The following is a 25,349-nucleotide window of genomic DNA, read 5'->3' on the forward strand; positions in this document are numbered from 1 at the left end:
CCACGGGCCCCGCGGCCTGGTGCCCTGCTGCTAGAATGCCGATCATCACGTGAGCCTTCCTGGTGCGGATTCCGATCCCCCAGGGAGGCTTTTTTCATGCCGCCCGCCCCCGCGCCGGCCGGGCCCCGTTTCCCATCCGCAAGAGGAGATCCATGTCATGAGCCCACGCACGAACACCGCGGCACCCGCGGGTACTTGGCGACTCGGTGACCTGACCGTCAACCGCGTCGGGTTCGGGGCGATGCGCCTGACGGGTACCGCGCCCTTCGACCGTGGCGTGCCGCGGGATCGCGACCGGTCGATCGGGGTGCTCCGGCGGGCGGTCGAGCTCGGCGTGAACCACATCGACACCGCCGCGTTCTACTTCTCGGCGACGCGCTCCGCCAACGAGCTGATCAACCGGGCGCTGGCGCCGTACCCGGAGGACCTGGTCATCACCACCAAGGTGTGGCCGGGCCGCGATCCCTCGGGCTCGTGGTGGTGGGCCTCACCGGCCCAACTGCGCGGCCAGGTCGAGGAGAACCTGCGCCAGCTCGGCCGCGATCACCTGGACGTGGTGAACCTGCGCGTGCCACCGAGCGGGCGGAGCGGCTCGATCGGCGAGCACTTCGGCGTGCTGGCCGAGCTGCGCGATGCCGGGCTGATCCGCCACCTGGGCATCTCCAACGTCACGTCCGAGCAGCTGACCGAGGCCCGGGCCATCGCCCCCGTCGTCTGCGTGCAGAACCCGTACGGGATCGGTGCGGCGAGCGAGGAACGGGCACTCCTACGGCTCTGCGGTGAACTCGGCCTCGCCTTCGTCCCGTTCTTCGCGATCGCCGGTGCCGGGCGTGAGGCGGGTCCGGTCGCCGCTGACAGCGAGGCGGTGTGCGCCGTCGCCCGCGCGCACGGTGTGTCCACAGCGCAGGTCAGGCTGGCCTGGACCTTGCAGCAGGGGCCGCACGTGCTGGCGATCCCGGGGACCAGTGATCCGGACCACCTCGCGCAGAACATGGCGGCCGGCCCGCTGCGGCTCTCGGAGGAGGAGATGGCACTCCTCACCTGGCCGGAGCAGGCCGGCGCATAGCGGGTCGTTGCCCATTGGCTATGGGAGCTATGGGCGCTCCGCTCAAAGATATAGCCGCAGTTAGAGGGTCTAACTGCGGCTATGCGGTGTTGCTCAGGCGGTAGCTTGTCACCCCGGCGGTGGGCCGTCACTCGCCCTGCGCGCTGCCCTGCTGCGCGGCGATGCTCTTGCGTACCTCGTCCATGTCCAGCTTGCGGGCCTGCCCGATGACGTCCGTCAGGGCGGCCTCCGGGAGGGCGCCCGGCTGGGCGAACACGGCGACCTGGTCGCGGACGATCATCAGCGTCGGGATCGACTGGATGTCGAAGGCCGCGGCCAGCTCCGGCTGCGCCTCGGTGTCGACCTTGGCGAAGACCAGGTCCGGGTTGTCCTGCGCGGCCTTCTCGTAGACCGGGGCGAACATACGGCACGGGCCACACCAGGACGCCCAGAAGTCGATGAGAACGAACTCGTTCTCGGTGACCGTCTGGTCGAAGTTCTCCTTGGTGAGTTCCACGGTGCTGCTCATGCGTGTTTCCCTCTTCCTGATGTGGGGGGCGCCCCGCTCCGGGACGAACCGTCCGCACAACACGTCCGACCGGGTGGGTATTCCGGCCGCCTACCCGTGTGGCCTCGGCGCACACCACCCGCAAGACTGACCCCATGACGGAAACGGAATCCATCGCTTACGACGTCGTGGTGCTCGGTGCCGGGCCCGTGGGGGAGAACGTCGCCGACCGCACCCGTGCGGCCGGCCTCTCCACCGCGGTCGTGGAGAGCGAGCTCGTCGGCGGCGAATGCTCGTACTGGGCGTGCATGCCCAGCAAGGCCCTCCTGCGCCCGGTCATCGCCCAGGCCGACGCCCGCCGCCTGCCCGGCCTCGCCCAGGCGGTCCAGGGCCCCCTCGACACCGCCGCGGTCCTCGCCCGCCGCAACTACTTCACCTCGAACTGGAAGGACGACGGCCAGGTCGGCTGGCTCGACGGCATCAGCGCCGACCTGTACCGCGGCCACGGCCGCCTCGCCGGACCCCGCACGATCACCGTGACCGGCCCGGACGGCACCCGCACCACCCTCACCGCCCGGCACGCGGTCGCTGTCGCCACCGGCACCCGCGCCCAGCTGCCCCACCTGCCCGGACTCGCCGAGGTCAAGCCCTGGACCAGCCGCGAGGCCACCAGCGCGCAGGAGGCGCCCGGCCGGCTGATCGTCGTCGGCGGCGGTGTCGTCGCCACCGAGATGGCCACCGCCTGGCAGGCCCTCGGCTCCCGGGTCACCCTGCTGGTCCGCGGCAAGGGCCTGCTCAACCGCATGGAGCCGTTCGCCGGCGAACTCGTCGCCGAGGCGCTCAAGGAGGCCGGCGTCGACGTCCGCACCGGCACCTCCGTCGCGTCGGTGACCCGCGAGAACGGCACGGTCGTGGCCGTGACCGACGCCGGCGACCGCATCGAGGCCGACGAGATCCTCTTCGCCACCGGGCGCGTCCCGCACACCGACGACATCGGCCTGGACGCCGTCGGCCTGGAACCGGGCTCCTGGCTCACCGTCGACGACACCCTCCTGGTCGAGGGCACCGACTGGCTCTACGCCGTCGGGGACGTCAACCACCGGGCGCTCCTCACCCACCAGGGCAAGTACCAGGCCCGGATCGCGGGCGACACCATCGCCGCCCGGGCCTCGGACACGCCCCTCCTGGACGGTCCCTGGGGTGCCCATGCGGCCACGGCCGACCACCACGCCGTACCGCAGGTCGTCTTCACCGACCCGGAGGCGGCGGCGGTCGGCCTCTCCCTCGCGGAGGCGGAGGAAGCCGGGTACCGGGTGCGCGCCGTCGACGTCGAGTTCTCCTCGGTCGCCGGTGCGGGACTGTACGCCGACGGCTACAAGGGCCGCGCCCGCATGGTCGTCGACCTGGAGGCGGAGATCCTGCGCGGGGTCACCTTCGTGGGGCCGGGTGTGGGCGAACTGATCCACTCGGCGACGATCGCCGTCGCCGGGCAGGTGCCGATCAGCCGGCTGTGGCACGCGGTGCCGTCGTATCCGACGTTGAGCGAGGTGTGGCTGCGGTTGCTGGAGGCGTACCGGGGGTGAGGGCCGACGGGGGAGCTGCCGGTCGTCCGTTGTCCGCGGCGTCGTCGTGGCTGGTCGCGCCCGCGCGGCGGTAGCCGCACATGGATACGGTCCCGCGCCCCTGAAGGGGCGCGATTGCGCTCAGGGCAGTGCAAAGCCCAGCTCGTCTGCGGCATGCGCCGGGGTCGGCTGGGTCCAGCGTTCCGCCATCGCCTCGTTCGACGACAGTGAGCGCAGCTCCGCCCGGTCCAGGTAGAGCGTGCCGTCGAGGTGGTCGGTCTCGTGCTGGACGATCCGGGCCGGCCACCCCGTGAACACCTCGTCGACCGCGCGGCCGTGCTCGTCCTGGCCGAGCAGTCGTACCCCGGCGTGCCGGGCCACCACCGCCTGGTAGCCCGGCACGCTCAGGCAGCCCTCGAAGAAGGCGGCGCGGGCGCCGCCGACGGGCTCGTAGACCGGGTTGACCAGGACACGGAACGGCTGCGGGACCCGGCCGCGGGCGACGGCGACCTCCTCGGGCACCGGCGCCGGGTCCTCGATCACCGCGAGCCGCAGCGGGACGCCGACCTGCGGCGCGGCCAGGCCCACACCCGGTGCCGCGTGCATGGTGTCGCGCAGCGCCCCGACGAACCGGGCCAGCAGCTCGGGGCCCAACTGGCCGTCGTACGGCTCGGTTCCGCGCCGCAGGACCGGGTCGCCGGCCGCGACGATGGGCAACGGGCCGCCGGCGGCGAGGAGTTCCTCGACCCGCTCGGCAAGAGGTGCGCGATCACTGGGAGATGCCATCGAGCCAGCATGCCATGACAGTGAATGTGACGCGGGTCACTTTACCCTCCGGGAACTCGGCCTCTTCACCCCCCGACTACTGCACCGTCACCGCTCTCGCACGAGTCCCCGGAGAAGCCCCGATGTCCGTCGCCCCCTCGACCTCCCCCAATCCCGGCTCCGCTCGATCGGGAGGACCCCCATCGGACGAGGCGCCGCAACCGACCGTCCCGGCCGCGTCCCCGAGCCGCTGGGCCCCGTTGCGCCCCCTCGTCCTGCGCCTGCACTTCTACGCCGGTGTCCTGGTCGCCCCCTTCCTGCTCGTCGCCGCCACCACCGGCCTGCTGTACGCCTGTTCCTTCCAGGCCGAGAAGCTGGTGTACGCCCATGAGCTGACCGTCCCGGTGGGCAGCACCCAGCTGCCGATCTCCGAGCAGGTCGCCGCGGCCCGCAAGGCCCACCCCGAGGGGACCGTCTCCGCGATACGGCCCGCCCCCGAGGCGGACGCGACCACCAGGGTGCTGCTGTCGGGGGTGAAGGGCGTCGGCGCGGACCACACCCTCGCCGTGTTCGTCGACCCGTACACCGGGAAGGTGCGCGGCGCGCTCGAACAGTACGGCTCGACCGGCGCACTGCCGCTGCGCACCTGGATCGACGAACTCCACCGCGACCTGCACCTGGGCGACACCGGGCGGCTCTACAGCGAGTTCGCGGCGAGCTGGCTGTGGGTGATCGCGGGCGGCGGCCTGGTGCTGTGGTTCTCCCGGCGGCGGGCACTGCGCAAGGTGCGCGGCACCAGCGGGCGGCGGCGCACCCTCGGCCTGCACGGCAGTGTCGGCGTCTGGGCGGCCGCCGGGTTCGTCTTCCTGTCGGCGACCGGCCTGACCTGGTCCACCTACGCCGGTGCCAACATCGACGAGCTGCGCACCTCGCTCGGCCAGGCCACCCCGTCCGTCTCGGCGGCCGCGAGCGGCGGCGAACACGCCGGGCACGACATGGCGTCCATGACCGGCGGCGCCGCCGACCACGGGGTGGGCCTGGACAAGGTGCTCGCGGCCGCCCGCGCCGAGGGCCTCGGCAACCCCGTCGAGATCGTCCCGCCGGCGGACGCGAACAGCGTCTACGTCGTCCGGCAGGTCCAGCGCAGCTGGCCCGAGAAGCAGGACTCCGTCGCCGTCGACCCGGCCACCGGCGAGGTGACGGACGTCCTGCGGTTCGCCGACTATCCGGTGCTCGCCAAACTCACCCGCTGGGGCATCGACCTGCACACCGGCATCCTCTTCGGCATCGTCAACCAGCTCGCCCTGGCGCTGCTCGCGCTCTCCCTGATCCTGCTGATCCTGTGGGGCTACCGCATGTGGTGGCAGCGCGGCCGCGGCTCCTCCTTCGGCCGGCCGATCCCGCGCGGAGCCTGGGCGGAGGTCCCGCCGTACCTGCTCGTCCCGGCGCTGGCGGTGATCGCGGTGGTGGGCTACTTCGTGCCCCTGCTCGGGATCCCGCTCGCCGCGTTCATCGCCGTGGACATCGCGCTCGGCGAGGTCGCGCACCGGCGCGGGCGGCGGACGTACGGGAGCAGGGGCGGCGTGAAGTAGCGTGGTCAGACACGCCGACGCCGGAGGGAGACGGGACTATGGTGCGGGCCCGGCGCGGGCAGGGGGAGCTGGAGGGCCAGGTGCTCGGTGCGCTGCGCGAGGCCGGCGGTCCCGTCACCGCCGCCTGGGTGCAGGAGCGGCTCGGCGGCGACCTCGCCTACACCACCGTGGTGACCATCCTGACCCGGCTGCTCGCCAAGGACGTCGTCGCCCGTGAACGGCAGGGCCGCGCCTTCCTGTGGACGCCGACCGCCGACGTGGCCCGGCTCGCCGCCCTGCGGATGCGCCGGCTCCTCGACGGCGAACGGGACCGCGAGGCCGTCCTGGCGAGCTTCGTCACCGCGCTGCCGCCCGGCGACGAGCAGGTGCTGCGGGCGCTCCTGGAGACCGCCGGGCCGGCCCGGGTGAACAGTCGGAACACCTCGCACACCGACCACGGCGGTACGGAAGACTGACCGCCCATGGGGGTCTTCGTCTTCCTGCCGCTGGTCCTGCCGCTGACCGCCTGGCCCGTCGCCCGGCTGGCCGAGGGACGGCTGCATCCGCGTACCGCCACCCGGCTGCTCACCGCGGTGGCCGTGGTGATGGCCCTGTGCAGCACGCTCTGCCTGGCCCTGCTGATGGTGGTCGGCACCGCCCAGCTCCCGGCAACCCCTCCCCCAGACTTCGTCCGGGGGGACCCCCACCCGGACGGCTGGTCCGACCCGGAGGTACGGGCGGCGGTCCCGCACGACGACGTCGCGGGCCGCGCCGCCATCCCCGCGCTCGGCGTGGTCGCCGTGCTGTGCGGTCGCACCCTCCACCGGCACCGCCGGGTCACCCGGCTGGCCCGGCGGGCGCTGACCGGACTGCCCGGCCGGGAGGTGGCCGTCCTGCCCGACGGCACCCCCTACGCCTACGCGCTGCCCGACCGGATCGTCGTCACCACCGCACTCCTCGACGGCCTCGCTCCAGGTGAACGCCGGGCCCTGTTCGCCCATGAACGCGCCCATGTCACCGCCCGGCACCACCGTTACCTGCTCGCCGGGCACCTGGCGGCACACGCCAACCCCTTCCTGCGGCCCCTGCGCACCGCGGTCGCCCACACCGCCGAGCGCTGGGCGGACGAGACCGCGGCCCGCTCGGTGGGGGACCGGCGGACGGTCGCGCGGGCCATCGGCAGGGCGGCACTGCTGTCGCGGGGCACCCCGGCCCTAACCCTGGCCGCGCTGGCCGCCACCGGACCGGTGCCGCGCCGGGTCGCCGCGCTGCTCGGCCCCGCCCCGTCGGCCCGTGGCTGGCCGTCGGCGTTCACCGGGGCCGGTCTCACCGTCTGGGGTGCCGCCGCGGGCACCCTCGTGTCGGCGATGTCCTCGGCGAACTCGGCAGTCACTCTCTTCCTGATCCTGCACGCGGCCACCCCGCTCTGACGGCACGGACGTGGTCGGCCTCGACGACCTGTCGGCCCGGGTGCCGGCACCCACGCCGGCCGGACACCGAGAAGGGCCCCGGGAGGACCCGGGGCCCTTCTCGACCCGTTACTCACTCCTGCGGGAAGTCGCCCGCCAGCGCCGAGGCGAGACGCAGATGCGGCTCCGCCTCGTCGTGCCGGGCCTGCCGCTGGAGCGTGCGGCCCAGCATCAGCCGGGCGTAGTGCTCCACCGGGTCGCGCTCCACGATCTCGCGCAACTCGGACTCGGCGCGGCCCAGTTGGGCCGAGTGGTAGTAGGCGCGCGCCAGCAGCAGACGCGGTCCGGTCTGCTCCGGCACCTCCTCGACCAGCCTGGCGAGCACCCGCGCGGCGCCCGCGTAGTCCTTGGCGTCGAAGAACAGCTGGGCGCGGTCCCAGCGTTCGGCGAGAGTTCCCTGGTCGTAGTACGTGGTGTCCACTCGTGACCTCCTTCGGGGGCGTCAACGAAGCAGGGTAGTTGAAAATTCCACTACTCGCCGGTCCGGGTCCGATCGCCCGCGCTGTGGTCCGTACCTGTCTTGTTCGACTCTACGAACTTTCTGTGTGACGGGTACACATCACCGTTGAGCTCTGATAGGAAACCTTCCTAATAGTGGATCCCAGTCCACCCCCCACCACCTTCTGGAGCCCACGTGAGGCATCCGAACAACCCCACGACGACCCCTGCCACGACCTCCCGGCGTACCCTGCTCGCCCTGCTCGGCGCGTCCGCGGCCGGTGCCGTACTGCTGCGTCCCGCGCACGCCTCCGCCGCCTCGGCGGCCGCGAGCTGTGCGGGCCTCGACGACCCGGCGAAGAAGGAGATCGCCATGAAGCTGGTGTCGAGCGCGGAGAACTCCTCGCTCGACTGGAAGGCGCAGTACAAGTACATCGAGGACATCGGCGACGGCCGCGGCTACACCGCCGGGATCATCGGATTCTGCTCCGGCACCGGCGACATGCTCGACCTCGTGCAGCTCTACACCGACCGCAAGCCCGGCAACGTCCTCGCCAAGTACCTCCCGGCACTGCGCCGGGTCAACGGAACCGACTCGCACTCCGGCCTCGACCCGAACTTCCCCGCGGACTGGCGCAAGGCCGCCCAGGACACCGCCTTCCAGCAGGCGCAGAACGACGAGCGCGACCGGGTGTACTTCAACCCCGCCGTACAGCAGGGCAAGACGGACGGGCTGGGCACGCTGGGGCAGTTCGCCTACTACGACGCCATCGTCATGCACGGCGACGGCGACGACTCCACCAGCTTCCGCAACATACGCAAGCGCGCCCTCGGCAACGCGAAGCCGCCGGCGCAGGGCGGCAACGAGGTGACGTACCTCAACGCCTTCCTCGACGCGCGGGTCTGGGCCATGAAGCAGGAGGAGGCCCACAGCGACACCACCCGGGTCGACACCGAGCAGCGGGTCTTCCTGCGCAACGGCAACCTGTGCCTGAACACCCCGCTGGACTGGAAGGTGTACGGGGACAGTTACCACATTGGCTGACCCCCCGGGGCTGCCTCGGGCTGTCGTACCGCCGTATCACCGTGCGGTACGACAGCCCGTCCGTGCTACGGCTTGATGCCCACCCCGGTCCACAGGCTGACCTCCGCGTCGGTGGCGGTCGATTCGCCGTCCGGGCGCCAGCGGTGGCCGACCGAGACGCCGGGGTCGAGCAGTTCGAGCCCGTCGAAGAAGCGCGCCACGTCCTCGCGCGAGCGGAACTGCACCGGAGTGCCCGCGCCGTTGTAGATGTCCGTGACCTTCTGCCAGGTGGCCGGGTCGAAGTCGGGCGTGCAGTGACTCAGGGCGAGCGCGCTGCCCGAGGGGAGCACGTCCAGCAGCCGGCTGACGATGCCGTACGGGTCCTGGGCGTCCGTGACGAAGTGCATCAGGGCGTTCAGGGACAGCGCCACCGGCCGGTCCAGGTCCAGGACCTCGGACAGTTCGGGGGCGTCGAGCAGCGTCTGCGGGTCGTTGACGTCCGCCTCGATGTAGGTGGTGCGGCCCTCCGTCGTGCTGCGCATCAGACGCTCGGCGTACTTCAGGACGAGCGGGTCGTTGTCGGCGTACACCACCCGTGCCTCCGGGACCACGGACTGGGCCACCTGGTGCAGATTCGGCTCGGTGGGGATGCCGGTGCCGATGTCGAGCCACTGCCGGATGCCGTGCTCACGGGCGAGGACGCGGGTGGCGCGGTGCATGAAGGCGCGGTTCTCGCGGGCGCAGACGAAGATGCCGGGGTAGGCGTCCGCCACGGTCTCGGCCGCGTGCTTGTCGACCTCGAAGTGGTCCTTGCCGCCGAGGTAGTAGTCGTACATACGGGCGGAGTGGGGCCTGCTGGTGTCGATGTCCCGCGCCGCGTGCGAGTTGGTCATCCTGAACCTTTCGGAGGGGTGCCTGGGGGAGGGGGAGGTCAGCCAGTGGTCAGATGGTCGGCGAGGCCCCGTTTGACCCCGGCGACGAACGCCGTGATCTCTTCGGGGGTGTAGATCAGCGCGGGGCCGGCGGGGTCGGTCGACTGACGTAGCGCCACCCGGCCGTCGGCGAGTTGCTTCGTCTGCACGCACTGGCCTCCGTTGGGGCCGCTCCAGGGCGACTCCCAGCCCTGCTCACCGAGGTCCGCGGCGGGCATGCCGTTGTACACGTCGTGGGCACTGCCGTCGATGATGGTCATGCGTACTCCTTGCGCATGCGGTTCAGGAGCGCCCTGCTCTGCGCGTCGGAGGTCAGCAGGGACATGCGGTTGTGCGCCTCCAGGTGGGCGACGACGTCGGACCGCTGGTCCAGGTACATCGCGCCGGAGAGGATCTCGCTGTAGACGACGTCGGGAAGCTCGGGCTCCTCGAAGCGGAAGTAGGTGAACGGGGCGCACGCGCCCACATGGGCGCCGGCGGTGAACGGCACGACGTCGACGCTGACGTGCGCGAGCTCCGAGACCTCCAGCAGCCGTTCGATCTGCGCCCGCATCACCTGGGGGCCGCCGACCACCCGGTGCAGGACGGCCTCCTCCATGACCACCCACAGGGTGGGTGCGTCGGCCCGCTCCAGCAGGGCCTGCCGGCGCAGCCGGAGGTTCACGCGCCGTTCCAGGTCCTCGTCGCGGTCGTTCGGGAAGCCGCCGCTCAGCACCGAACGCGCGTACTCGGGGGTCTGCAGCAGCCCCGTGGCGTAGTGCGGCTCGTAGGTGCGCAGGGTCTTCGCGCCGGTCTCCAGGCTCACGTAGGCGCTGAACCAGGTGGGCAGCACATCACGGTAGGTGTGCCACCAGCCGGGCTCGTTGGCCCGCTCGGCGAAGGCGACGAACTCGTCGGTCTCCTGCCGGTCGGCGCCGTAGGTCTCGAGGAGTTTCTCGACGTAGAGAGGCTTGAGCGCCACCTCCGCCTTCTCCAGGCGGCGGATGGTCAGGGGAGCGACCCGCAGCGCCCGCGCCGCTTCGTCCAGTGACACGCCCGCTTCCTGGCGCCGCTCCTGGAGCCTGCGGCCCAGGATCATGCGCAGCACGGTGGGCGCACTGGCGCTGCTCGCGTTCGACCGGCCTTCGCTCACGCCCTACCTCCTGAGGGAACGTCACCGGTACGAGTCTGACAGGCACTTGATGAAGCGACCACACCGACACCGGCATGCTGAAATTATCAGGGAGTCGGTTGCAGGGTGAACCCGACTGCGCGCATAGTTACTTGAGTAAATCGCGGTCACGCTCACGGGCAACGAACCTCCCCCGTGCGGACGTTGCTCAGCTCTGCCTGCTTCCCGCCGCAGCCGCCTCACGGAAGGCAACCACGTGTCCCCCCACGCGACCTCCCCGCTCGACCTGTTAGACGTCGTCGACCCCGACCAGGCCCACTGGATCGAGCTGCCCTCGCACCGCTCCAGCGTCAGAGTCGCCCGCCGCTCCATGAGAGAGCGCCTGAGCGCGTGGGGGATGCCCGGCGAGCTGCGCGAGGACGCGGTGCTGCTCGTGTCCGAGCTGGTCACCAACGCCATCCGGCACACGTTCAGCGTCCGCATCATGTGTGGCATGGGCATGATCACCGACGGGTGTCTGCGACTGGAGGTGCACGACCACGACTACTCGCGGCGAGGTCTGCTCCGGCGCGAGCCGGGCCCTGACGACGAGGGCGGCCGGGGACTGCTGCTCGTCGAGGAACTCGCCGACTCCTGGGGCGTCGACCGGTCCCGGCTCACCAGCGGCCACGCCGTGTGGGCCACACTGACGCCCTGACACAGGCGCCGGGCACCCAGGGGGGATGGACGGGTGCCGGGTGGGCGAGTGGGGGACTCGCCCGATCCGACTCTGCGGAAAACCGGCAGAGCCGGCGCCGGCCCCGGTGAGCACGCTCGCCCCCTTGGGGGAGGGCGGCCGTGCTCACCGGGGCACTTCCACATCCACATCGACCGGCTCCGGAAGCGGCCGCCCGCGGTCCGGCTCCGGCCGCCTTCAGCAGGGCTTGCGCCACACCCCCAGCTCCAGCTTCTTCTGCATCGACGACAGACCCAGCCGCCGGGACTCGGCGCAGAAGGCACTGGGCGGTTCCGCGTACTCCACGTGGAACACGGCCTTGCCCGCCTCGACGAACGGGGCGAGGCGCGCGCACTCGTCGTATTGGGCGCACTCCTCGTTGACCGCGAAGTCGAAGGCGGCGAGCAGCTGCGGGATCTGCGGGAGGTCGTTCTTCAGGCCCACCGACATCCCGCGCGCATGAGCGATGTCCGCGATCATGCGGTTGTAACGGAGCTGGTCGGCGGCGGTGAGGTGGAACCCGGTGTCGTTGCCGTACCCCTCCACCAGATCGGGCTCGACCGCGTCGAAGCCCTTGTCACGGCACATGTCGAAGCGCCGCTCCATGATCGGGCGCAGCACGGACAACCTGCGGATGTCGAGCCAGCGTTCGCCGGCCCAGCCGTTGGTGCTGCCGAGCACCGAGCGCGGGAAGTCGTCCTTGTCGGGCCGGAAGTTCTCCCAGGCGCCGACGTTGACATAACAGATGACCTTCCGGCCGGCGGTGTGCAGCCGGGCCACGTCCGCCCTGGAGTTCTCGAAGCCGTCGATGTCGTAGACGGGTACGTCCACCGTCGGCTTGACCTCTCCGTCCAGTTGCCACTGCCAGGCCAGGCCGGGCCGGGGTTTCCAGCGGGACTTGGCGGTGCGTGCCCCGGCGGAGTCCGTCGGCGCAGAGGTGGGAGAGGCCGGGCGGGTGGTGGCGGACTCGGACGGCCTGGCGGCGGGGGACCCGGGCGGCGTGGTCGGGGAGCTCCCGAGCGCGGTCGAGGAGTCCGCGGGCCCGGAGGGGGCCTCCGAGTGCGCGGCGGGCGAGTCCCGGTGTGCGGAGCAGCCCGCCAGGAGCCCCGCCAGCACGGCCGCGGTCAGCACCACCCGCGCCCTCACAACTGCGCCCCCGTCAACGCCGGAGTCAACTGCGCCCAGGGATTGGGCGGTTCGCCCGTCACCGGGCCGCACACCGCCGCGCCCCGCTCGTGCGCGGTGCGTACCGCCAGCGGGACGAGGGCCTCGGGCACACCGTAGACCAGGTGGCACAGCCGCTCGGGCGGCTGCCGGGCGGCCCACGCCGGTCTGCTGAACGCCGAGACGTACGTCGACCAGTGCCCCTCGAAGGTGACGGTCAGGTCGGCGAGACGGACGTAGCCGGGCGCCGGATGGACGCCCGGGTTGAGCACGACCGTCCCGGCGCCCGACCTCCGTACGGCACGCACCAGCCGGCGGCAGGCGGGCAGCGCCTCCGGAGTCGCCGTCACCCGGTCGAGAAAGCAGCCGTCGGCCGCGTACCACTCCTCGTGCCGGCGCACGTCCTCGGTGACCTCGGCCGGTCCGCGCATTCCGTAGTCGGTGTCGACGTACCCCAGGAGGAGCGCCCCGGCCGACCGCAGGGCGTCGGCCGCGGCGGTGAACGCCGGGTCGGGGCGGTCGCCGGGGCCGTTCGCCGGGTTGAGGACCACACCGTAGGTGCCCTGCGCGGCGGTGATCAGGCGGTGCCAGGCACCCGGGTCCTCGGCCGGGTGCACGTACAGCGGAATCAGCAGGCTCACCGCGTACCGTCGCTCTCCCACAGCGCGGCCAGCGCGTCCTGAAGCGTGTGCGCCGGGCGCCAGCCCAGGGCCCGCTCGGCGGCGGAGATGTCGGAGCACTGCCACGACACCCGCGCCGACCGCACCGAGCCGCCCGAACTCTCCTCGATACGGCCGCGGAAGCCGGCCCGGGCGGCCAGCGCGTGCACCAGCTCACGCACCGGGACGGCCCGGCCCCCGCCGACGTTGAGGACGGGCGGCGGCGGTCCGGCGGCGGTGGCCGCGAGGAGCACCGCGCGGGCCACGTCCCGGACGTCCACGAAGTCGCGGTACGCCGACAGGTCGCCCAGCCGCAGCACCGCCTCCGGGTCCGCACCCGCCTCGCGCAGCAGCGCGGTGATCCGGCCGGGCAGCGAGGCGGCCGGCGCCCCGGGCCCCACCGGGTTGCCCACCCGCAGCACCACCGCGTCCAGGCCCGACGCGGTCACCGCGACCGTGCCCGCCAGCTTGGTCGCGCCGTACGGGGCCGTCGGGCTGGTCGGCGCCGACTCGGTGACCGGGGCGTCCGGGGTGCCGGGGCCGTACTCGGCGGCCGAACCGAGGTGCACCAGACGGGCCGCCGGGACCGCGTCGCGCAGCGCGGCACACAGCACCGCCGGGCCGCGGGCGTTGACCTCGGCGAGCCCCACCGCGTCGCCCCCGGTCGCGCCCGCGCAGTTGACCACGGTGTCGGGCGCGACGGCCGCCAGGGTCTTGGCCAGCTGCTCCGGGCGGACGGAGGCGAGGTCGACGCGGTGGTCCGCGTCGGCCGAGCGGCCGCCGCCGAGGACCTGCGCGCCGGGCACGGCCCGCAGTCCCGCGGCGACATGGGTGCCCAGATAGCCGGAGTGGCCCAGGACGAGAATGCGCATGACGAGCTCAGGCTCCCTTGAGCAGAAGCGACTTGCGGGTGGTGAACTCGGCGTTGGCCCGGTCGTAGTCGTCCGGGCGTCCGATGTCCAGCCAGTACCCCTCGAACTCGTAGGCGTGCGGGGGAGTTTCCGCCTTGAGCAGATCCAGCACCAACTCGTCGAAGCCGAGCGGGAGTCCGGGCGTGTACTCGGCCAGCGTCGCACGGGACAGCCCGTACACGCCCATGGAGACGTGGTAGTCCATGCTCGGCTTCTCGGTGAACGCCACGACCTTGCTGTCGTCGGTGGTCAGCACCCCGAAGTCGATGTGCACCTTGCGGGCGTAGGTGGCGATGGTCAGTGGCGCGCCGGAGCCTCTGTGCCGGTCCAGGACGTCGGCGTAGTCGAGGTCGGTGAGGATGTCGCCGTTCATCACCAGGAACGTCTCGGGCAGCCGGTCACGCAGGTTGAGCAGCGGGCCCATGGTGCCCAGCGGGCTCTCCTCGGTGGCGTAGTCGACGGTCAGGCCCCACTGGGTGCCGTCGCCGACATAGGCGCGGATGATCTCGCCGAGGTGGCCGATGGCCAGGGTGACGCTGGTGAAGCCGGCGGTGGCGAGCTGACGCAGCACGATCTCCAGGATCGCGTGCTGGTCGCCGATGGGGACGAGCGGTTTGGGCAGCGCGGTCGTGTAGGGCCGCAGCCGGACGCCCTTGCCTCCGGCCAGGATGACTGCGTGCATGGGGCTCCTCCTTCGTGAACGTGCGCAGACGTGCCGGACGAGGTCAGATGTTGTAGATGCCGGTCTTGTACCGGGCGAGGTTGGCCGGGTCGCGGAAGAACTCCACGGTGTGCGCGAGCCCCTCCTCCAGGGAGTGGCCGGGCCGCCAGCCGGTCGCCGCGGTGAGCCGGCTCGCGTCGGCGACCAGCCGCATCACCTCGGAGTTGGCGGGCCGGATCCGGGCCTCGTCCGCGCGGACGTCGACGGCGGTGTCCATGACCTTGCCGATCAGCGCGACCAGGTCGCCGACCGAGATCTCCCCGCCGGTACCGGCGTTGAAGGTACGGCCCACCACCTGCTCGGCGGGCGCGGTGCCGACCGTCAGGAACGCCTGGGCGGTGTCCTTGACGAACATGAAGTCCCGGGTGGGACGCAGATCGCCGAGCGTGATGGTGCGCTCCCCGGCCGCCAGCTGACCGATCACGGTGGGGATCACCGCCCGCATCGACTGGCGCGGCCCGAAGGTGTTGAACGGCCGCAGCGTCACCACCGGGGTGTCGAAACTGGCGTGGTAGCTGTCGGCGAGCCGGTCCCCGCCGGCCTTCGAAGCGGCGTACGGGGACTGGGTGTTGATCGGATGGTCCTCGGTGATCGGCACGGTCTGGGCGGTGCCGTACGTCTCACTGGTCGAGGTGTGCACCAGCCGGGGCGTGCCGAGCGCGCGGACCGCCTCCAGCACGTTGAGCGTGCCGGTGACGTTGGTGTCGACGTAGCTGTGCGGGGCCTGGTAGGAGTACGGGATCGCGATCAGCGCGGCCAGGTGGTAGGCGGTGTCGGCGCCTTCCAGGAGGCCGCGGACCGAGCCCGGGTCCCGGACGTCACCGAGGACGATCTCCACCTGGTCCAGGACCTCCTGGGACAGGGTCTCCAGCCAGCCGTAGGAGGAGAAGGAGTTGTACTGGGCCATGGCCCGCACCCGGTGCCCGGAGGCGACCAGCGCCTCGGTGAGGTGCGAGCCGATGAAACCCTCGGCCCCGGTGACGGCGGCGAGCGGTGCGGAGGTCAACTGTCGTTTCCTTCCGGTCGGTTGTGCATGTGGTTCATGGGGGGTGTGACTCATCCGTGCGGGGCGGGGCGGCCGAGCAGCACCAGCGCGCCGGCCGCGAGACACAGGGCGGCGGCGCCGCAGCACAGCGGCAGCGCGAGACCGGCCCCGGGGAGGTGGAACAGGGAGAACGCGCCGGCGACGGTGGCGGCGGTGAGACAGAGCGCGGCCGAGGGCCAGGCCGCGCCGAACGCCTGGAGCAGCAGCGCGGTCCACAGCGTGGCCGCGAGCAGCAGCAGGGCGGCCGGAGCGGCGCCCGTGAGCAGGGCGGCGGGCAGCAGCGGCGCCAGGTAGAGCAGCAGACAGAGGGCGAGGATGCCGGCGGACCGCAGCAGGAACGCGGCGGGCGTGGCGGTGGCGCGCAGCGCGCCGACCGACAGCCCCCGGTAGCGGTACAGCAGCCACTCCGCGGGCCCCATGCTCACGGTGAGCACGATCACCGCGTACGGCGCGTTTGGTTCCTGGCGTCCCTCAAGGAGCACCAGCACCCCGGCGGCCAGCCCGAACAGGCCGTACGGCAGGGACCACAGCACCTTGGGCCGGTGGCCGCCGGTGACGGCCGGGACCGAGCGGGTCCGCCACAGGACCCACCCGGTGACCGCGAGCGTCGCGGCGAGGGCCAGCAGCGGCAGCCCGGCCCGCAGCGGACGGCCCGGCTCCCACCGGGGCAGCACGGCCGCACCCGCGATCAGCGGGCTGAGCGCGGCCAGCAGCAGCCGTTCCCGGGCCAGCACCAGCAGGACGCCCGCCGCCGCCAGGTACAGCGACTGGGCCGCGGCGGCCAGGACGACCCGGCCGCCCCCGGAGACCAGGGCGGCGGCACCCGTGGCCAGCACCGCCCCGACCGGCGCGCCGAGCAGCAGGGTACGGCCCGCCTCGTGCCGTCCGGTCGCCATCCGCAGATGGGCGCGGTGGCCGAGGGCCTGCCCCCACGCCCAGGAGACCAGCCCGGCCACGATCAGCGCGGGCGCGTGCCCGGCCGCGTTCCACAGCGGAGCGGTCAGCAGATACGCCAGCCCGGGCAGGGCGAACAGCACACCCCGCAGCAGACAGCGCACGGTGTCCGGGCGCCACGGGTCGGCCGCGGGCGCGGGTTCCGGGAACGTCCTGGGCACCCGTTCGTAGAGCGCCGAGGCGAGCGAGAACAGGTTCGGGTGGCCGTACCGCTCGTTGATCAGGGCGGCGGACAGGCCCTCCGACTCCAGCAGCGCGGCCACTTCGTAGGGGTGGACGGCGGGGCCTATCCGGTCGGCGAGTTCGGCGGCGAGCTCGCTGACCGCGTCCTCGTCCGGGCCGCGCCGGGGGAGCCGGATGGTCAGCGTGGTGTCGTCGAGGGCCCAGCGCGGCCGGCGGCGGGGCGCCGGCCGGGGCTCGGCCAGCCGCAGGGCCAGCGTGTCCTGTTCGGAGCCGCCGGGTTCGAGGGATATCGGTCCGCTCACAGGGCCACGCCCCCGGTGACGGACGCGGCGGGCAGCTCGGCCGGGGCCGCCGGCTCGACCGCCGCCTGCCGTGCGCGGTCGGGCAGTTCGAGGTAGATGGCGCGGAAGGTGTCGATGGTCTGCCGGAGGGTGAACTGCTCGATCACCCGCAGCCGGGCCGCCTCGCCCATCGCCCTGCGGCGCCCCGGGTCGCCCAGCAGCTCGAGCGCGGCCGCGGCCATCGCCGCCGGGTCGCGGGGCGCGACGACCAGCCCGGTGTCGCCGACCGCCTCGCGGACCCCGCCGACGTCCGTGGAGACGGTGGCGCGCCCGCAGGACATGGCCTCGATCAGCGTGAACGGGAAGCCCTCGCTGATGCTGGAGAGCATCACCACGTTGCCGGCCGCGTACGCGTCCTTGATGTCGTCGACCCGGCCCTCGAAGGTCACGGCGTCGCCGTGGCCCAGTTCGGCGGCCAGGGCCTCGCAGCGCTCCCGGTAGGCCTCGCCGCCCCGTGGTGTCCCGCCGAACAGCCGCAGCCGCGCCTCGGGGACCTGGGCGCGGACCAGGGCGAAGGCCCGGATCAGTGTCTCCAGGTCCTTGATGGGGTCGACCCGGCCCGCCCAGCTGAGGGTGGGCACCTCCGGCTCCGGTCCGGCCGCCGGGAACGCGGCCGGGTCCACGCCGTTGTAGACAGTACGGATGGCCTCCGGATCGGCGCCGCCCTCCTCCTCCCAGAGCCGGTTGTAACGGTTGCCCGGGGTGATCAGGGCCGCCTTGCGGTAGGACTCGCGGGCCAGCAGCCGGAAGAACCCGAGCACGACCGCCTTCACCGGCCAGCGGTAGGGCGCGGTCCGGTAGCCGAGGTACCGCTCCCGCAGGTAGACGCCGTGCTCGGTGAGCAGCAGCGGGATCCCGTGCTGTTCCAGGGCGGCCAGGCCCGGCAGCGCGGCAACGCCACCGCTCACCGCGTGCGCGACCCCGCTCTCGGGCAGCGGAGCGGTCAACGGGCGCAGGGCGTGCTCCAGGAGGGCGGTCGCGGTGAGCGCGTCGTGCAGGGTGGGCCGGGCCTCGCGCACGGCCAGCCCCGGCCGGTTCCACAGTGAGGTCAGCACGGTGATCGCGGTGTCGGCGCGCAGGAACGGGCTGAGCGTGCCGTCGGCCGCGGCCCGGGCCAAGGCGTACAGGGCGGGCGGGAAGCCGTCCTCCTCCCGGGGGTCGAGCAGCGCGGCGAGGAACCGGCCGTAGATGTCGGCGAGTTGGCGGCGGGCCCGGCCCCGGGGCGCACGGCCTTCCGGCGGGTCGCCCCACATCGGCACGGACCGCACGGTGGAGACGTGCGCGGGCAGGTCCCAGACGACGGGTTCGCGTCCGGTGCCGGTGACGGCGACTATGTCGAAGTCGATGTCGGGCATGCCCTGTACCAGTTGGTCGCACCAGACGCTGACGCCGCCGTGACTGTGCGGGTAGGTGCCTTCGGTGAGCAGGGTGACGCGCGTAGTGCGGGTGCTTGGCGCGCCGTAGGGAAGGGGCATCGGTGTGCTCCACGGCCGAGGTGTGGGGTGGTCGTGCCGGTCCCGGCCGCCGTGCGGGCGGCCGGGACCGCGGGGCTGTCTCGCTTCGGTCGCTGGTGCTGCGGAGCGCGGTTCAGTCGCCGACGGTGGCGGGTACCGACTCGGTCACACCCGCGGGGACCCGGGTGTCTGGTGCGGGATCCGTGGCCGGGGCGGTGGAGTCGGCCGCCGTGACCGCCGGGGCGGCGGTGGTGGCCGGCAGGGTGAAGCTGATCGGGTCGCCGGCCGAGGGGGTCCAGCCGGAGACGGCGCCCGCGTACGCGGAGCCGAACGCGGTGCCGGCCACGGTGGTCCCGGTCGGCAGGGTCGCGGTGATCTCCAGGCCGGTCGGCGCGTCGACGGTCACGGCGTCGCCGATGCGGTAGGCGGTGACCTGGCCGGCCTGAAGCGCGGCCTGCCAGTCGGCCCGGCGCTTCAGCTCGGTCCCGATGTCCTTCAACCGCAGGTTCACCACCGGGGTGTTGTCCGCGAACAGGGCCCGGTAGCCGTCGAGTACGCCGTCCAGCACCGGGTAGGCGATGCGGTCCTCGGCCAGGTTCGACTGGTGGATGTAGTGCGGCCGGGGGTCGTTGGACAGCACGTGTCCGAGGGCGATCCGGGTCTCCAGCGGCACGATCTGGCCGGTGTAGCCGGTGCTGGTGTCCAGCGGCTGCGACAGACAGGTGGTGGTCGCCGGGTTGTCCTCGCAGATGCCGCTGCCGCCCTGGGCGCGGCTGGTGTAGAGCCAGTTGTACTCGTCGACCTCCTCGGAGGCCTTGCCCGCGTTGTAGAAGACGTTCATCGGGTAGCGGGGGACGGTCTCGGCCGCGCCGATCTGACGCTGCTGCGGATCACGGGAGTTGTCCGAGCCCAGCCAGTCGATGCCGTTGGCGGCGAGGGCGGGCGCCAGGTTCGGGTTGTCGTCGGGCTGCTGCGGCAGCACCCGCATTCCGGAGTGCTCACCGGTGACCAACTCGTCGTTCTCCAGGGGGAGTCCGTTGGTCTGGGCCCAGACGCGGTTGGTGGCGATCTCGTCGGAGATGTCGTTCTCGCTGACCCACTTGGTGCTGCCGTCGGCGTTGGTCTCGCAGACCCACGGCACCACGGTGGTGTTCTGCACGCAGCCGAGGAAGGCGTGCGTGTAGGTGTGGTTGATCCAGCGGAAGTCGTTCTTGTCCGCGATCAGCTGGTCGGCGAGCTGGTCGACGCCGTTGTTGTCCTCGCGCTGGTCGACGCTGCCGGAGCCGTTGAAGGCGAGGTCGAGGGTGAAGTCCTTGCTCTGCTCCCAGGCCACCGCGTGGTCGACGTCGGCGGACGTCATGCGGATCGGGTCGGGCGTGGCGTTCGGGTCGGTGCAGTCGACGTCGCCGGGCGTGCAGTTGAGCTCGGTGTTCCAGCGGTCGTCGGCCGCGAACAGGTCGTCCACGTGCACCGCGAAGTAGTTGCGGGAGGCGCCGAGGTGCACCCCGCCGGTCATCCACTCGACGATGCCGCGGGCCAGCAGCCGGAACTGCTCCTGGTACTGGTTGTAGACGAAGGTCACGACGAGCTCGCGCCGGCTGTCGTGCCGGTACTCGCCGACCAGGGAGCCCTTCGTGGACTGTCCCGGGATCGCGGCCTCGACGTAGGGAGTGAAGTCGGCGCCGGTCGCCGGCTGCGCGAGGTAGGCGTAACTCTCGCCCACGGAGGGGTCGTTGTCCTCGAAGGGTACGGTGCCGTCGAGGTAGCCGAAGGGGCCCGCCTTGCCTGCGTCGGTCACGTCGGCCTGTGCGCCGTCGAGGCTGCCGGAGTAGCCGGTGCTGCCGACCGGGTACTGCAAACCGGCTTCTGGACGCGCGTAGGTATAGGCATCGACCTGGGGGATCTGGTAAGTCTGTTCGTAGGCTGTGAGGGCGGCCATCTCGCTCGAACCGGCCGCGAACGGGTTGTCGTTGGGCAGCACCACGGCCTGGAACCTGGCGCGCGGCCGCCCGTCGACGGTGTCCGACAGGAAGGCCGCGTCAATGCTCTGCCGTCCTGACTGGGTCAGGTCGATTTCGGTGAACGGCGTTCCGGCGTCGGTCAGTTCGGCTGCGATGGCGTCGGTCGACGGCCCCCCGTCACTGACCACCAACACCCGCAGGTCGATTCTGGGTGCGTCGTCGGCATGGGCCGCGCCGGCCGGCAGGCCGAGCGTGGCTATGAGCGCACCGACCGCGAGCGCGGCCGTGCGTATGGTCCGCTTCATGCGGTGAAGTCCCCTCCCCGGGCAGGGGTGAGTACGGCTCCGTAGAGCGGACGCACCCCCTACGCCGACGCCGGCTTCCCCCTGAGAGGCCAGTTCGTCGACGCATCCGTCGCGTCACATAGTGATGCCTCTGTGTAGCTTTCGTGGTCGTGTTGCGAAACATGACGGAAAAGAGCAGGCGACCAACAGGCATCCGATGGAACCGAGTTGCCAGATTTTCCGTCCGCGGTGCAGGCCGGGACCTCTCTGGCGGAGAGAGCGCCCGGCCCCGGACCATTGGCTGATCGCAGACCTTTTCAGGTCAACACCGACAGGCCGTCAGGCGCACAGGATGCGCGTCTCGGGTGTGTAGACCGGGCCGCCGCTGGTGTTCGTGGAGTCGCTGAACTCGGCGTAGAAGTACGAGTAGAAGCCGATGTTGCCGTTGCAGCCGGAGTCGGCGGCGACGCTCAGCGTCAGCGTGACGGTGCGGCTCTGCCCGGGCGGGACGGTGGTGCCGTAGTCGGTGCCGAGGTTGGCGGGCCCGGTGCCGGAGCAGGCGGTGCTGGTGCCGTCGGCCGCGGCCAGGCTGCAGCCGGTGAAGCTGTACTTCAGGTCGGGGCGCTGCGTGGTCAGATAGGTCGGGTCGATCGTCTGGTACACGAACCAGATGTCGTACGTCTTGTTGTTGGTGATCGTCATCGACAGGTTCACCGTGCCGCCGGGCGTGGTGGTCGCGGCGTTCGTGGCGAAGGTGAGCTCGGCCGGTGCCGGGTCGGCGCTCGCGCTGGGGGCCAGTCCGAAGACGGCGAGGGCGAGGGCGAGAACGGTACCGAGGCCGAAGCGTCTCATCAGTGGTGATCGCATGGCCGGGAGGCTAGGCAGCCGGAACGCGGGACGTCTCCTTCCGGCGATCGAACAAGCACGCTAAGTGACTGAAAGCGCGCGCACCGTGAAGAACATGTAACTGGCGCGTGAAGGCGTTCGATTGGTCAAACGGGCACGTGAGCGGCGCGCGCCGGAGTGGCCGCCGGGCCCGGCACCGAGCACCGCCCGCACCCTCCGGGCGGTGGTTATTGGCGTGTACCGGACGCACCGAACGCCCCTCCCGCCCCTCCGCCTCCCGGGGAATCTCGGCCATTCGCCGATTTCCGGCCCGCCCGCCCACACGCCGGTGGTGCGCCGCCCGGAGGACCGGCACGGGGGCCGGGCCCGGGCGCGTCAACCGTCGCGACCGGCCGGAATGATGTCGAAACGATGTGGACACGCATGTGCCGCGCCCGCATGACCCGGCCCGGTACGGGGCATTCGGCAATCATGAAAGACGCGCCTGTGGTGGTGCAGCCGCCGGGCCCCGACGGCGGCAGGCGGGTGACCATCCGCGGAGAGTATGTCGGCACCGCGTATCACCTGCTCGACGTCGTCGAGTTCCTGCGCCGGGCCGGGCTGCCCGAGGCCAATACGACGGTCGACGACCCGGACCTGATCGAGTGGCGCGGCATCGGGCCGAAGGCCTGGACGGCCGCCGGCTGATCCGGGGCGCGGCCTGCTGCCGGGAAGTGGCCTGTTGCGGCTGAGTGGCCTGCGCGGAGCCGCGGCCCGGTGCGCCGACGTGGCCGTGCGAGTGGATCGGCCGCCCTGCCGCCCTGCCGCCGTGCCGCCGTGCCGCCGTGCCGCCGTGGTGCCGTGGTGCCGTGGTGCCCGTTTCCCCGACGCGGTCCCGGCCCGAGGGGTGCGCGCCGCCGCTTGGGGGACCGCCATGTGGGTGAACCGTGCGGTACCCGTCCCGGCCTGAATCCCGGGGGATACGGCCTGGCGAATCATTCTTTCCGAACAGTTAAATCAATGGCAAAAGTGGCAGACATAGATCTCTCTGGACAAACTGAATCCGCCGGTTCGTGATCAGGAACATCCACGTTCTCCAGGAGATCGCATGGTGGAACAGTCCTCCGAGGTCGTTTCGGAGCCGGATGAATCCGTCGTCGCGTTGAGCGACACCGGCCGCAGGGGGGCGGAGACCGAGCGGCGGCTCGCACGGGCACTGGCCGACCTCCTGGGCGCCGAGAGCGTTCCGGTCGACGGCCACTTCTTCACCGACCTCGGCGCCAACTCCCTGGTCATGGCCCAGTTCTGCGCACGAATACGCAAGACGGCGGATCTGCCCTCGCCGTCCATGAAGGACATCTACCGGCACCCCACGATCCAGAGTCTGGCCACGGCGCTCGGGGATGCCACGCCCGCCCCCGCCGGTCCGGCGGACGCCCCGTCGCCGGCCGCGCCCCTGCCGCCACCGGCCCCGGAGACGCGCGGGAAACGGCGCACCCACCTGCTCTGCGGAACCGTCCAGCTGCTGGTCTTCCTGGGCTACTCGCTGGTCTCCGGATTCGTCACCGCCGCGGGTTACGAGTGGATCGCCGCCGGTTCGGGCCTGGCCGGCATCTATCTGCGGTCGGTGCTGTTCGGAGGCATCGCGTTCGTGGCGCTGTGCGCCTTCCCGATCGTCGCCAAATGGCTGCTCGTCGGCCGCTGGCGGCCCGGTGAGTTCCCCGTCTGGGGCCTGGCGTACCTGCGCTTCTGGCTCGTCAAGGTGCTGATCCACGCCAATCCGATGGTCTTCCTCGCCGGGACCCCGCTGTACGTGCTGTACCTGCGGGCCCTCGGCGCACGGATCGGCAAGGGGGTCACGATCCTCTCCCGCACCGTCCCGGTCTGCACCGACCTCCTGACGATCGGCGCGGACACGGTGATCCGCAAGGACGCCTTCCTCCTCTGCTACCGGGCCAGCGCGGGACACATCCAGACCGGCCGGATCACCCTCGGCGACGGCGTCTTCGTCGGCGAGAAGACCGTCCTGGACATCGACACCTCCATGGGCGACGGCGCGCAGCTCGGCCACTCGTCCGCCCTGTACCGCGGCCAGGCGGTCCCGGACGGCGAGCGCTGGCACGGATCCCCGGCGGAACCCACCCGGGTCGACTACGCCAGGGTCGCCCCCGCCCGCTGCGGCACCCTGCGCCGGGCCTGGTTCGGCCTCGGCACCCTGACGCAGCTGTTCCTCCTGTACATCCCGCTGTTCGTCGGCGGTGCGTACATGCTCTTCACCGAGGTACCGACGATCGGCAAGCGGCTCGACCCGCAGTCGGCCGCTCTCAAACCCTCGGAACTGCTCCCCGACGCGCTCGTGCTCTCCCTCGTCCTGTTCTTCGGGTTCGTCGTCCTGGGACTGCTGGTCCTGTGCACCGTTCCGCGTCTGGTGGGTCTGGTCCTCAGACCCGACAAGGTCTATCCGCTCTACGGATTCCACTACGTGCTGCAACGCACCACGGCCCGGATGACGAACATCAAGTTCTTCGCCTGGCTCTTCGGCGACAGCTCGTACATCGTCCACTACCTCCGCGGCATCGGATACGACCTGTCACGCGTCGAACAGACCGGCTCGAACTTCGGCACCGAAGTGCAGCACGAGTCGCCCCTGCTGGTCACCGTCGGCAGCGGAACGATGGTCGCCGACGGCCTGTCCGTCCTCAACGCGGACTTCTCCAGCACCTCCTTCCGGTTGTCCAGGGTGGCGATCGGGCCGCACAACTTCCTGGGCAACAACATCGCCTATCCGGCGGGCGGCAGGACGGGCGAAAACTGCCTGCTGGCGACGAAGGTGATGGTTCCCCTCGACGGCGAGATCCGGCAAGGCGTGGGCCTCCTCGGCTCACCGTGCTTCGAGATCCCCCGCACGGTGGACCGCGACACCCGGTTCGACCACCTCAGAGCCGGCGACATACTGCGCCACCGGCTCGCCGCGAAGAACCGCTACAACCTCCGCTCCATGGCGGGCATGCTGCTCGTGCGATGGCTGCACACCTTCGCGCTCACCCTGTTCGGACTCGCCTCCGTGGACCTGTACGGCGCGGTCGGAGACGTCGTGATCGGCGGTTACCTGGCCTTCACGCTGGTCTTCTCCACCGCGTACTTCGTCCTGTTGGAGCGCTGCATCGCATCCTTCCGGGCGCTGCGCCCCCGGTTGTGCTCCATCTACGACCCGTACTTCTGGTGGCACGAGCGGCTGTGGAAGGTCCCGGACCACTACCTCAACATCTTCAACGGCACCCCGTTCAAGACCCTGGTCTGGCGGCTGCTGGGCGTGCGCATCGGCCGCAGGGTGTTCGACGACGGCGTCTACATGACCGAGCGGACGCTCAGCACCATCGGCGACGAGTGCACCCTCAACGCCGGCAGCAAGATCCAGTGCCACTCGCAGGAGGACGGCACCTTCAAGTCCGACGTCACCACGCTCGGCACCGGCTGCACCCTCGGCATCGCCGCCCATGTGCACTACGGCGTGACCATGGGCGACGGCTCGGTGCTGGCGCCCGACTCCTTCCTCATGAAGGGCGAGGAAGTCCCCCCGAACGCACAGTGGGGCGGCAATCCCGCGGTGGACATGCCGGAGAGCGGCAGCCGGCCCGGTGTCACCGGCGGGACCACGCCAGCAGCCAACGCCAGCACGGCGAACGTGAGTTGAGGAAGGCCATTCG

24 protein-coding genes are annotated in these 25,349 nt (G+C 71.7%); 9 read left to right on the forward strand and 15 right to left on the reverse strand.

Going from position 1 to position 25,349, the window contains the following annotated elements; all coding sequences use genetic code 11:
• Positions 1-157 precede the first annotated feature (157 nt).
• Entirely contained in the window at positions 158-1,066 is a 909-nt protein-coding gene (locus tag ACGFZQ_RS38815) for an aldo/keto reductase (protein ID WP_393844355.1), read from the forward strand.
• Positions 1,067-1,193: 127 nt separating this feature from the next.
• Here the strand turns inward: ACGFZQ_RS38815 and trxA are convergent, their stop codons facing one another.
• Positions 1,194-1,574 carry a thioredoxin gene (trxA, locus tag ACGFZQ_RS38820; RefSeq protein WP_351704187.1) on the reverse strand — a complete coding sequence of 127 codons (381 nt, stop codon included), beginning with the start codon at positions 1,572-1,574 and terminating at the stop codon, positions 1,194-1,196.
• Positions 1,575-1,708: 134 nt separating this feature from the next.
• On the opposite strand from trxA, the gene ACGFZQ_RS38825 reads away from it, so the two are divergent.
• On the forward strand, positions 1,709-3,136 hold the full coding sequence (locus ACGFZQ_RS38825; protein ID WP_393844356.1) for a dihydrolipoyl dehydrogenase family protein: 1,428 nt from the start codon (positions 1,709-1,711) through the stop codon (positions 3,134-3,136).
• Between the two features lie 120 nt (positions 3,137-3,256).
• Here ACGFZQ_RS38825 and ACGFZQ_RS38830 read toward each other — a convergent pair whose 3' ends face one another.
• Positions 3,257-3,901 carry a peptide deformylase gene (locus ACGFZQ_RS38830; protein WP_393844357.1) on the reverse strand — a complete coding sequence of 215 codons (645 nt, stop codon included), beginning with the start codon at positions 3,899-3,901 and terminating at the stop codon, positions 3,257-3,259.
• Between the two features lie 122 nt (positions 3,902-4,023).
• Between ACGFZQ_RS38830 and ACGFZQ_RS38835 the strand changes: the two genes are divergently transcribed.
• Genes ACGFZQ_RS38835 through ACGFZQ_RS38845 form a run of 3 tightly spaced genes read left to right on the forward strand, consistent with a single transcriptional unit; the run spans position 4,024 to position 6,881 of the window.
• A complete protein-coding gene (locus tag ACGFZQ_RS38835; protein WP_393844358.1) occupies positions 4,024-5,472 on the forward strand; it encodes a PepSY-associated TM helix domain-containing protein in 1,449 nt (482 codons plus the stop codon).
• A 38-nt stretch (positions 5,473-5,510) separates the two neighbouring features.
• Complete coding sequence (locus ACGFZQ_RS38840; RefSeq protein WP_393844359.1) at positions 5,511-5,927, forward strand: BlaI/MecI/CopY family transcriptional regulator; 417 nt, start codon at positions 5,511-5,513, stop codon at positions 5,925-5,927.
• A gap of 6 nt (positions 5,928-5,933) precedes the next feature.
• Complete coding sequence (locus ACGFZQ_RS38845) at positions 5,934-6,881, forward strand: M56 family metallopeptidase (RefSeq protein WP_393844360.1); 948 nt, start codon at positions 5,934-5,936, stop codon at positions 6,879-6,881.
• A 112-nt stretch (positions 6,882-6,993) separates the two neighbouring features.
• Here the strand turns inward: ACGFZQ_RS38845 and ACGFZQ_RS38850 are convergent, their stop codons facing one another.
• Positions 6,994-7,341, reverse strand: a complete 348-nt coding sequence (locus tag ACGFZQ_RS38850) for a tetratricopeptide repeat protein (RefSeq protein WP_393844361.1) — start codon at positions 7,339-7,341, stop codon at positions 6,994-6,996.
• A 213-nt stretch (positions 7,342-7,554) separates the two neighbouring features.
• On the opposite strand from ACGFZQ_RS38850, the gene ACGFZQ_RS38855 reads away from it, so the two are divergent.
• Positions 7,555-8,403, forward strand: a complete 849-nt coding sequence (locus tag ACGFZQ_RS38855) for a chitosanase (protein ID WP_351742897.1) — start codon at positions 7,555-7,557, stop codon at positions 8,401-8,403.
• Between the two features lie 65 nt (positions 8,404-8,468).
• Here the strand turns inward: ACGFZQ_RS38855 and ACGFZQ_RS38860 are convergent, their stop codons facing one another.
• Genes ACGFZQ_RS38860 through ACGFZQ_RS38870 form a run of 3 tightly spaced genes read right to left on the reverse strand, consistent with a single transcriptional unit; the run spans position 8,469 to position 10,446 of the window.
• Entirely contained in the window at positions 8,469-9,275 is an 807-nt protein-coding gene (locus ACGFZQ_RS38860) for an SAM-dependent methyltransferase (RefSeq protein WP_351742894.1), read from the reverse strand.
• Between the two features lie 38 nt (positions 9,276-9,313).
• The gene (locus ACGFZQ_RS38865; protein ID WP_351742891.1) at positions 9,314-9,574 is read right to left on the reverse strand and encodes a DUF397 domain-containing protein; all 261 of its coding nucleotides are present in this window, start codon (positions 9,572-9,574) and stop codon (positions 9,314-9,316) included.
• The gene (locus ACGFZQ_RS38870; RefSeq protein WP_393844362.1) at positions 9,571-10,446 is read right to left on the reverse strand and encodes a helix-turn-helix domain-containing protein; all 876 of its coding nucleotides are present in this window, start codon (positions 10,444-10,446) and stop codon (positions 9,571-9,573) included. The genes ACGFZQ_RS38865 and ACGFZQ_RS38870 overlap by 4 nt, the downstream gene beginning before the upstream one ends.
• A 235-nt stretch (positions 10,447-10,681) precedes the next feature.
• On the opposite strand from ACGFZQ_RS38870, the gene ACGFZQ_RS38875 reads away from it, so the two are divergent.
• Positions 10,682-11,122 (forward strand): ATP-binding protein, encoded by a 441-nt coding sequence (locus ACGFZQ_RS38875; RefSeq protein ID WP_393844363.1) that lies wholly within the window; start codon positions 10,682-10,684, stop codon positions 11,120-11,122.
• Positions 11,123-11,338: 216 nt separating this feature from the next.
• Here the strand turns inward: ACGFZQ_RS38875 and ACGFZQ_RS38880 are convergent, their stop codons facing one another.
• The 9 genes from ACGFZQ_RS38880 to ACGFZQ_RS38920 all read right to left on the reverse strand — a co-directional run bounded on the left by ACGFZQ_RS38880 (position 11,339) and on the right by ACGFZQ_RS38920 (position 21,684).
• Positions 11,339-12,268 carry an endo alpha-1,4 polygalactosaminidase gene (locus tag ACGFZQ_RS38880; protein ID WP_393844439.1) on the reverse strand — a complete coding sequence of 310 codons (930 nt, stop codon included), beginning with the start codon at positions 12,266-12,268 and terminating at the stop codon, positions 11,339-11,341.
• A 14-nt stretch (positions 12,269-12,282) separates the two neighbouring features.
• Positions 12,283-12,945 carry a spherulation-specific family 4 protein gene (locus tag ACGFZQ_RS38885; RefSeq protein WP_393844364.1) on the reverse strand — a complete coding sequence of 221 codons (663 nt, stop codon included), beginning with the start codon at positions 12,943-12,945 and terminating at the stop codon, positions 12,283-12,285.
• Positions 12,942-13,835, reverse strand: coding sequence for an NAD-dependent epimerase/dehydratase family protein (locus ACGFZQ_RS38890; RefSeq protein ID WP_393844365.1), 894 nt, complete (start codon positions 13,833-13,835; stop codon positions 12,942-12,944). Before ACGFZQ_RS38890 ends, ACGFZQ_RS38885 begins: the two co-directional genes overlap by 4 nt.
• A 7-nt stretch (positions 13,836-13,842) precedes the next feature.
• Entirely contained in the window at positions 13,843-14,556 is a 714-nt protein-coding gene (locus ACGFZQ_RS38895) for an NDP-sugar synthase (protein WP_393844366.1), read from the reverse strand.
• Between the two features lie 43 nt (positions 14,557-14,599).
• Complete coding sequence (locus tag ACGFZQ_RS38900; protein ID WP_393844367.1) at positions 14,600-15,601, reverse strand: SDR family NAD(P)-dependent oxidoreductase; 1,002 nt, start codon at positions 15,599-15,601, stop codon at positions 14,600-14,602.
• Positions 15,602-15,651: 50 nt separating this feature from the next.
• Positions 15,652-17,079, reverse strand: a complete 1,428-nt coding sequence (locus tag ACGFZQ_RS38905; protein WP_393844368.1) for a hypothetical protein — start codon at positions 17,077-17,079, stop codon at positions 15,652-15,654.
• Complete coding sequence (gene pelF / locus ACGFZQ_RS38910; RefSeq protein ID WP_393844369.1) at positions 17,076-18,593, reverse strand: GT4 family glycosyltransferase PelF; 1,518 nt, start codon at positions 18,591-18,593, stop codon at positions 17,076-17,078. Before pelF ends, ACGFZQ_RS38905 begins: the two co-directional genes overlap by 4 nt.
• A gap of 112 nt (positions 18,594-18,705) precedes the next feature.
• Positions 18,706-20,838, reverse strand: a complete 2,133-nt coding sequence (locus ACGFZQ_RS38915) for a hypothetical protein (RefSeq protein ID WP_393844370.1) — start codon at positions 20,836-20,838, stop codon at positions 18,706-18,708.
• A 318-nt stretch (positions 20,839-21,156) separates the two neighbouring features.
• Positions 21,157-21,684: a hypothetical protein gene (locus ACGFZQ_RS38920; protein WP_351742858.1), complete on the reverse strand. Its 528-nt coding sequence runs from the start codon at positions 21,682-21,684 to the stop codon at positions 21,157-21,159.
• Between the two features lie 450 nt (positions 21,685-22,134).
• On the opposite strand from ACGFZQ_RS38920, the gene ACGFZQ_RS38925 reads away from it, so the two are divergent.
• Positions 22,135-22,350 carry a hypothetical protein gene (locus ACGFZQ_RS38925; RefSeq protein ID WP_351704557.1) on the forward strand — a complete coding sequence of 72 codons (216 nt, stop codon included), beginning with the start codon at positions 22,135-22,137 and terminating at the stop codon, positions 22,348-22,350.
• A 400-nt stretch (positions 22,351-22,750) separates the two neighbouring features.
• The gene (locus ACGFZQ_RS38930; RefSeq protein WP_393844371.1) at positions 22,751-25,336 is read left to right on the forward strand and encodes a Pls/PosA family non-ribosomal peptide synthetase; all 2,586 of its coding nucleotides are present in this window, start codon (positions 22,751-22,753) and stop codon (positions 25,334-25,336) included.
• Positions 25,337-25,349 lie beyond the last annotated feature (13 nt).

Source organism: Streptomyces sp. NPDC048254 (assembly GCF_043201895.1).
In the GTDB taxonomy this organism is placed as follows: Bacteria; Actinomycetota; Actinomycetes; order Streptomycetales; family Streptomycetaceae; genus Streptomyces.

What these genes read in the sequence shown, in the direction of transcription:
- trxA (WP_351704187.1), bottom strand. Translation starts at nt 1,574, where the DNA reads ATGAGCAGCACCGTGGAACTCACCAAGGAGAACTTCGACCAGACGGTC.
- pelF (WP_393844369.1), bottom strand. Translation starts at nt 18,593, where the DNA reads ATGCCCCTTCCCTACGGCGCGCCAAGCACCCGCACTACGCGCGTCACC.
- ACGFZQ_RS38930 (WP_393844371.1), top strand. Translation starts at nt 22,751, where the DNA reads ATGGTGGAACAGTCCTCCGAGGTCGTTTCGGAGCCGGATGAATCCGTC.
- ACGFZQ_RS38815 (WP_393844355.1), top strand. Translation starts at nt 158, where the DNA reads ATGAGCCCACGCACGAACACCGCGGCACCCGCGGGTACTTGGCGACTC.
- ACGFZQ_RS38860 (WP_351742894.1), bottom strand. Translation starts at nt 9,275, where the DNA reads ATGACCAACTCGCACGCGGCGCGGGACATCGACACCAGCAGGCCCCAC.
- ACGFZQ_RS38825 (WP_393844356.1), top strand. Translation starts at nt 1,709, where the DNA reads ATGACGGAAACGGAATCCATCGCTTACGACGTCGTGGTGCTCGGTGCC.
- ACGFZQ_RS38890 (WP_393844365.1), bottom strand. Translation starts at nt 13,835, where the DNA reads ATGCGCATTCTCGTCCTGGGCCACTCCGGCTATCTGGGCACCCATGTC.
- ACGFZQ_RS38895 (WP_393844366.1), bottom strand. Translation starts at nt 14,556, where the DNA reads ATGCACGCAGTCATCCTGGCCGGAGGCAAGGGCGTCCGGCTGCGGCCC.
- ACGFZQ_RS38840 (WP_393844359.1), top strand. Translation starts at nt 5,511, where the DNA reads ATGGTGCGGGCCCGGCGCGGGCAGGGGGAGCTGGAGGGCCAGGTGCTC.
- ACGFZQ_RS38845 (WP_393844360.1), top strand. Translation starts at nt 5,934, where the DNA reads ATGGGGGTCTTCGTCTTCCTGCCGCTGGTCCTGCCGCTGACCGCCTGG.
- ACGFZQ_RS38920 (WP_351742858.1), bottom strand. Translation starts at nt 21,684, where the DNA reads ATGCGATCACCACTGATGAGACGCTTCGGCCTCGGTACCGTTCTCGCC.
- ACGFZQ_RS38865 (WP_351742891.1), bottom strand. Translation starts at nt 9,574, where the DNA reads ATGACCATCATCGACGGCAGTGCCCACGACGTGTACAACGGCATGCCC.
- ACGFZQ_RS38915 (WP_393844370.1), bottom strand. Translation starts at nt 20,838, where the DNA reads ATGAAGCGGACCATACGCACGGCCGCGCTCGCGGTCGGTGCGCTCATA.
- ACGFZQ_RS38830 (WP_393844357.1), bottom strand. Translation starts at nt 3,901, where the DNA reads ATGGCATCTCCCAGTGATCGCGCACCTCTTGCCGAGCGGGTCGAGGAA.
- ACGFZQ_RS38835 (WP_393844358.1), top strand. Translation starts at nt 4,024, where the DNA reads ATGTCCGTCGCCCCCTCGACCTCCCCCAATCCCGGCTCCGCTCGATCG.
- ACGFZQ_RS38925 (WP_351704557.1), top strand. Translation starts at nt 22,135, where the DNA reads ATGAAAGACGCGCCTGTGGTGGTGCAGCCGCCGGGCCCCGACGGCGGC.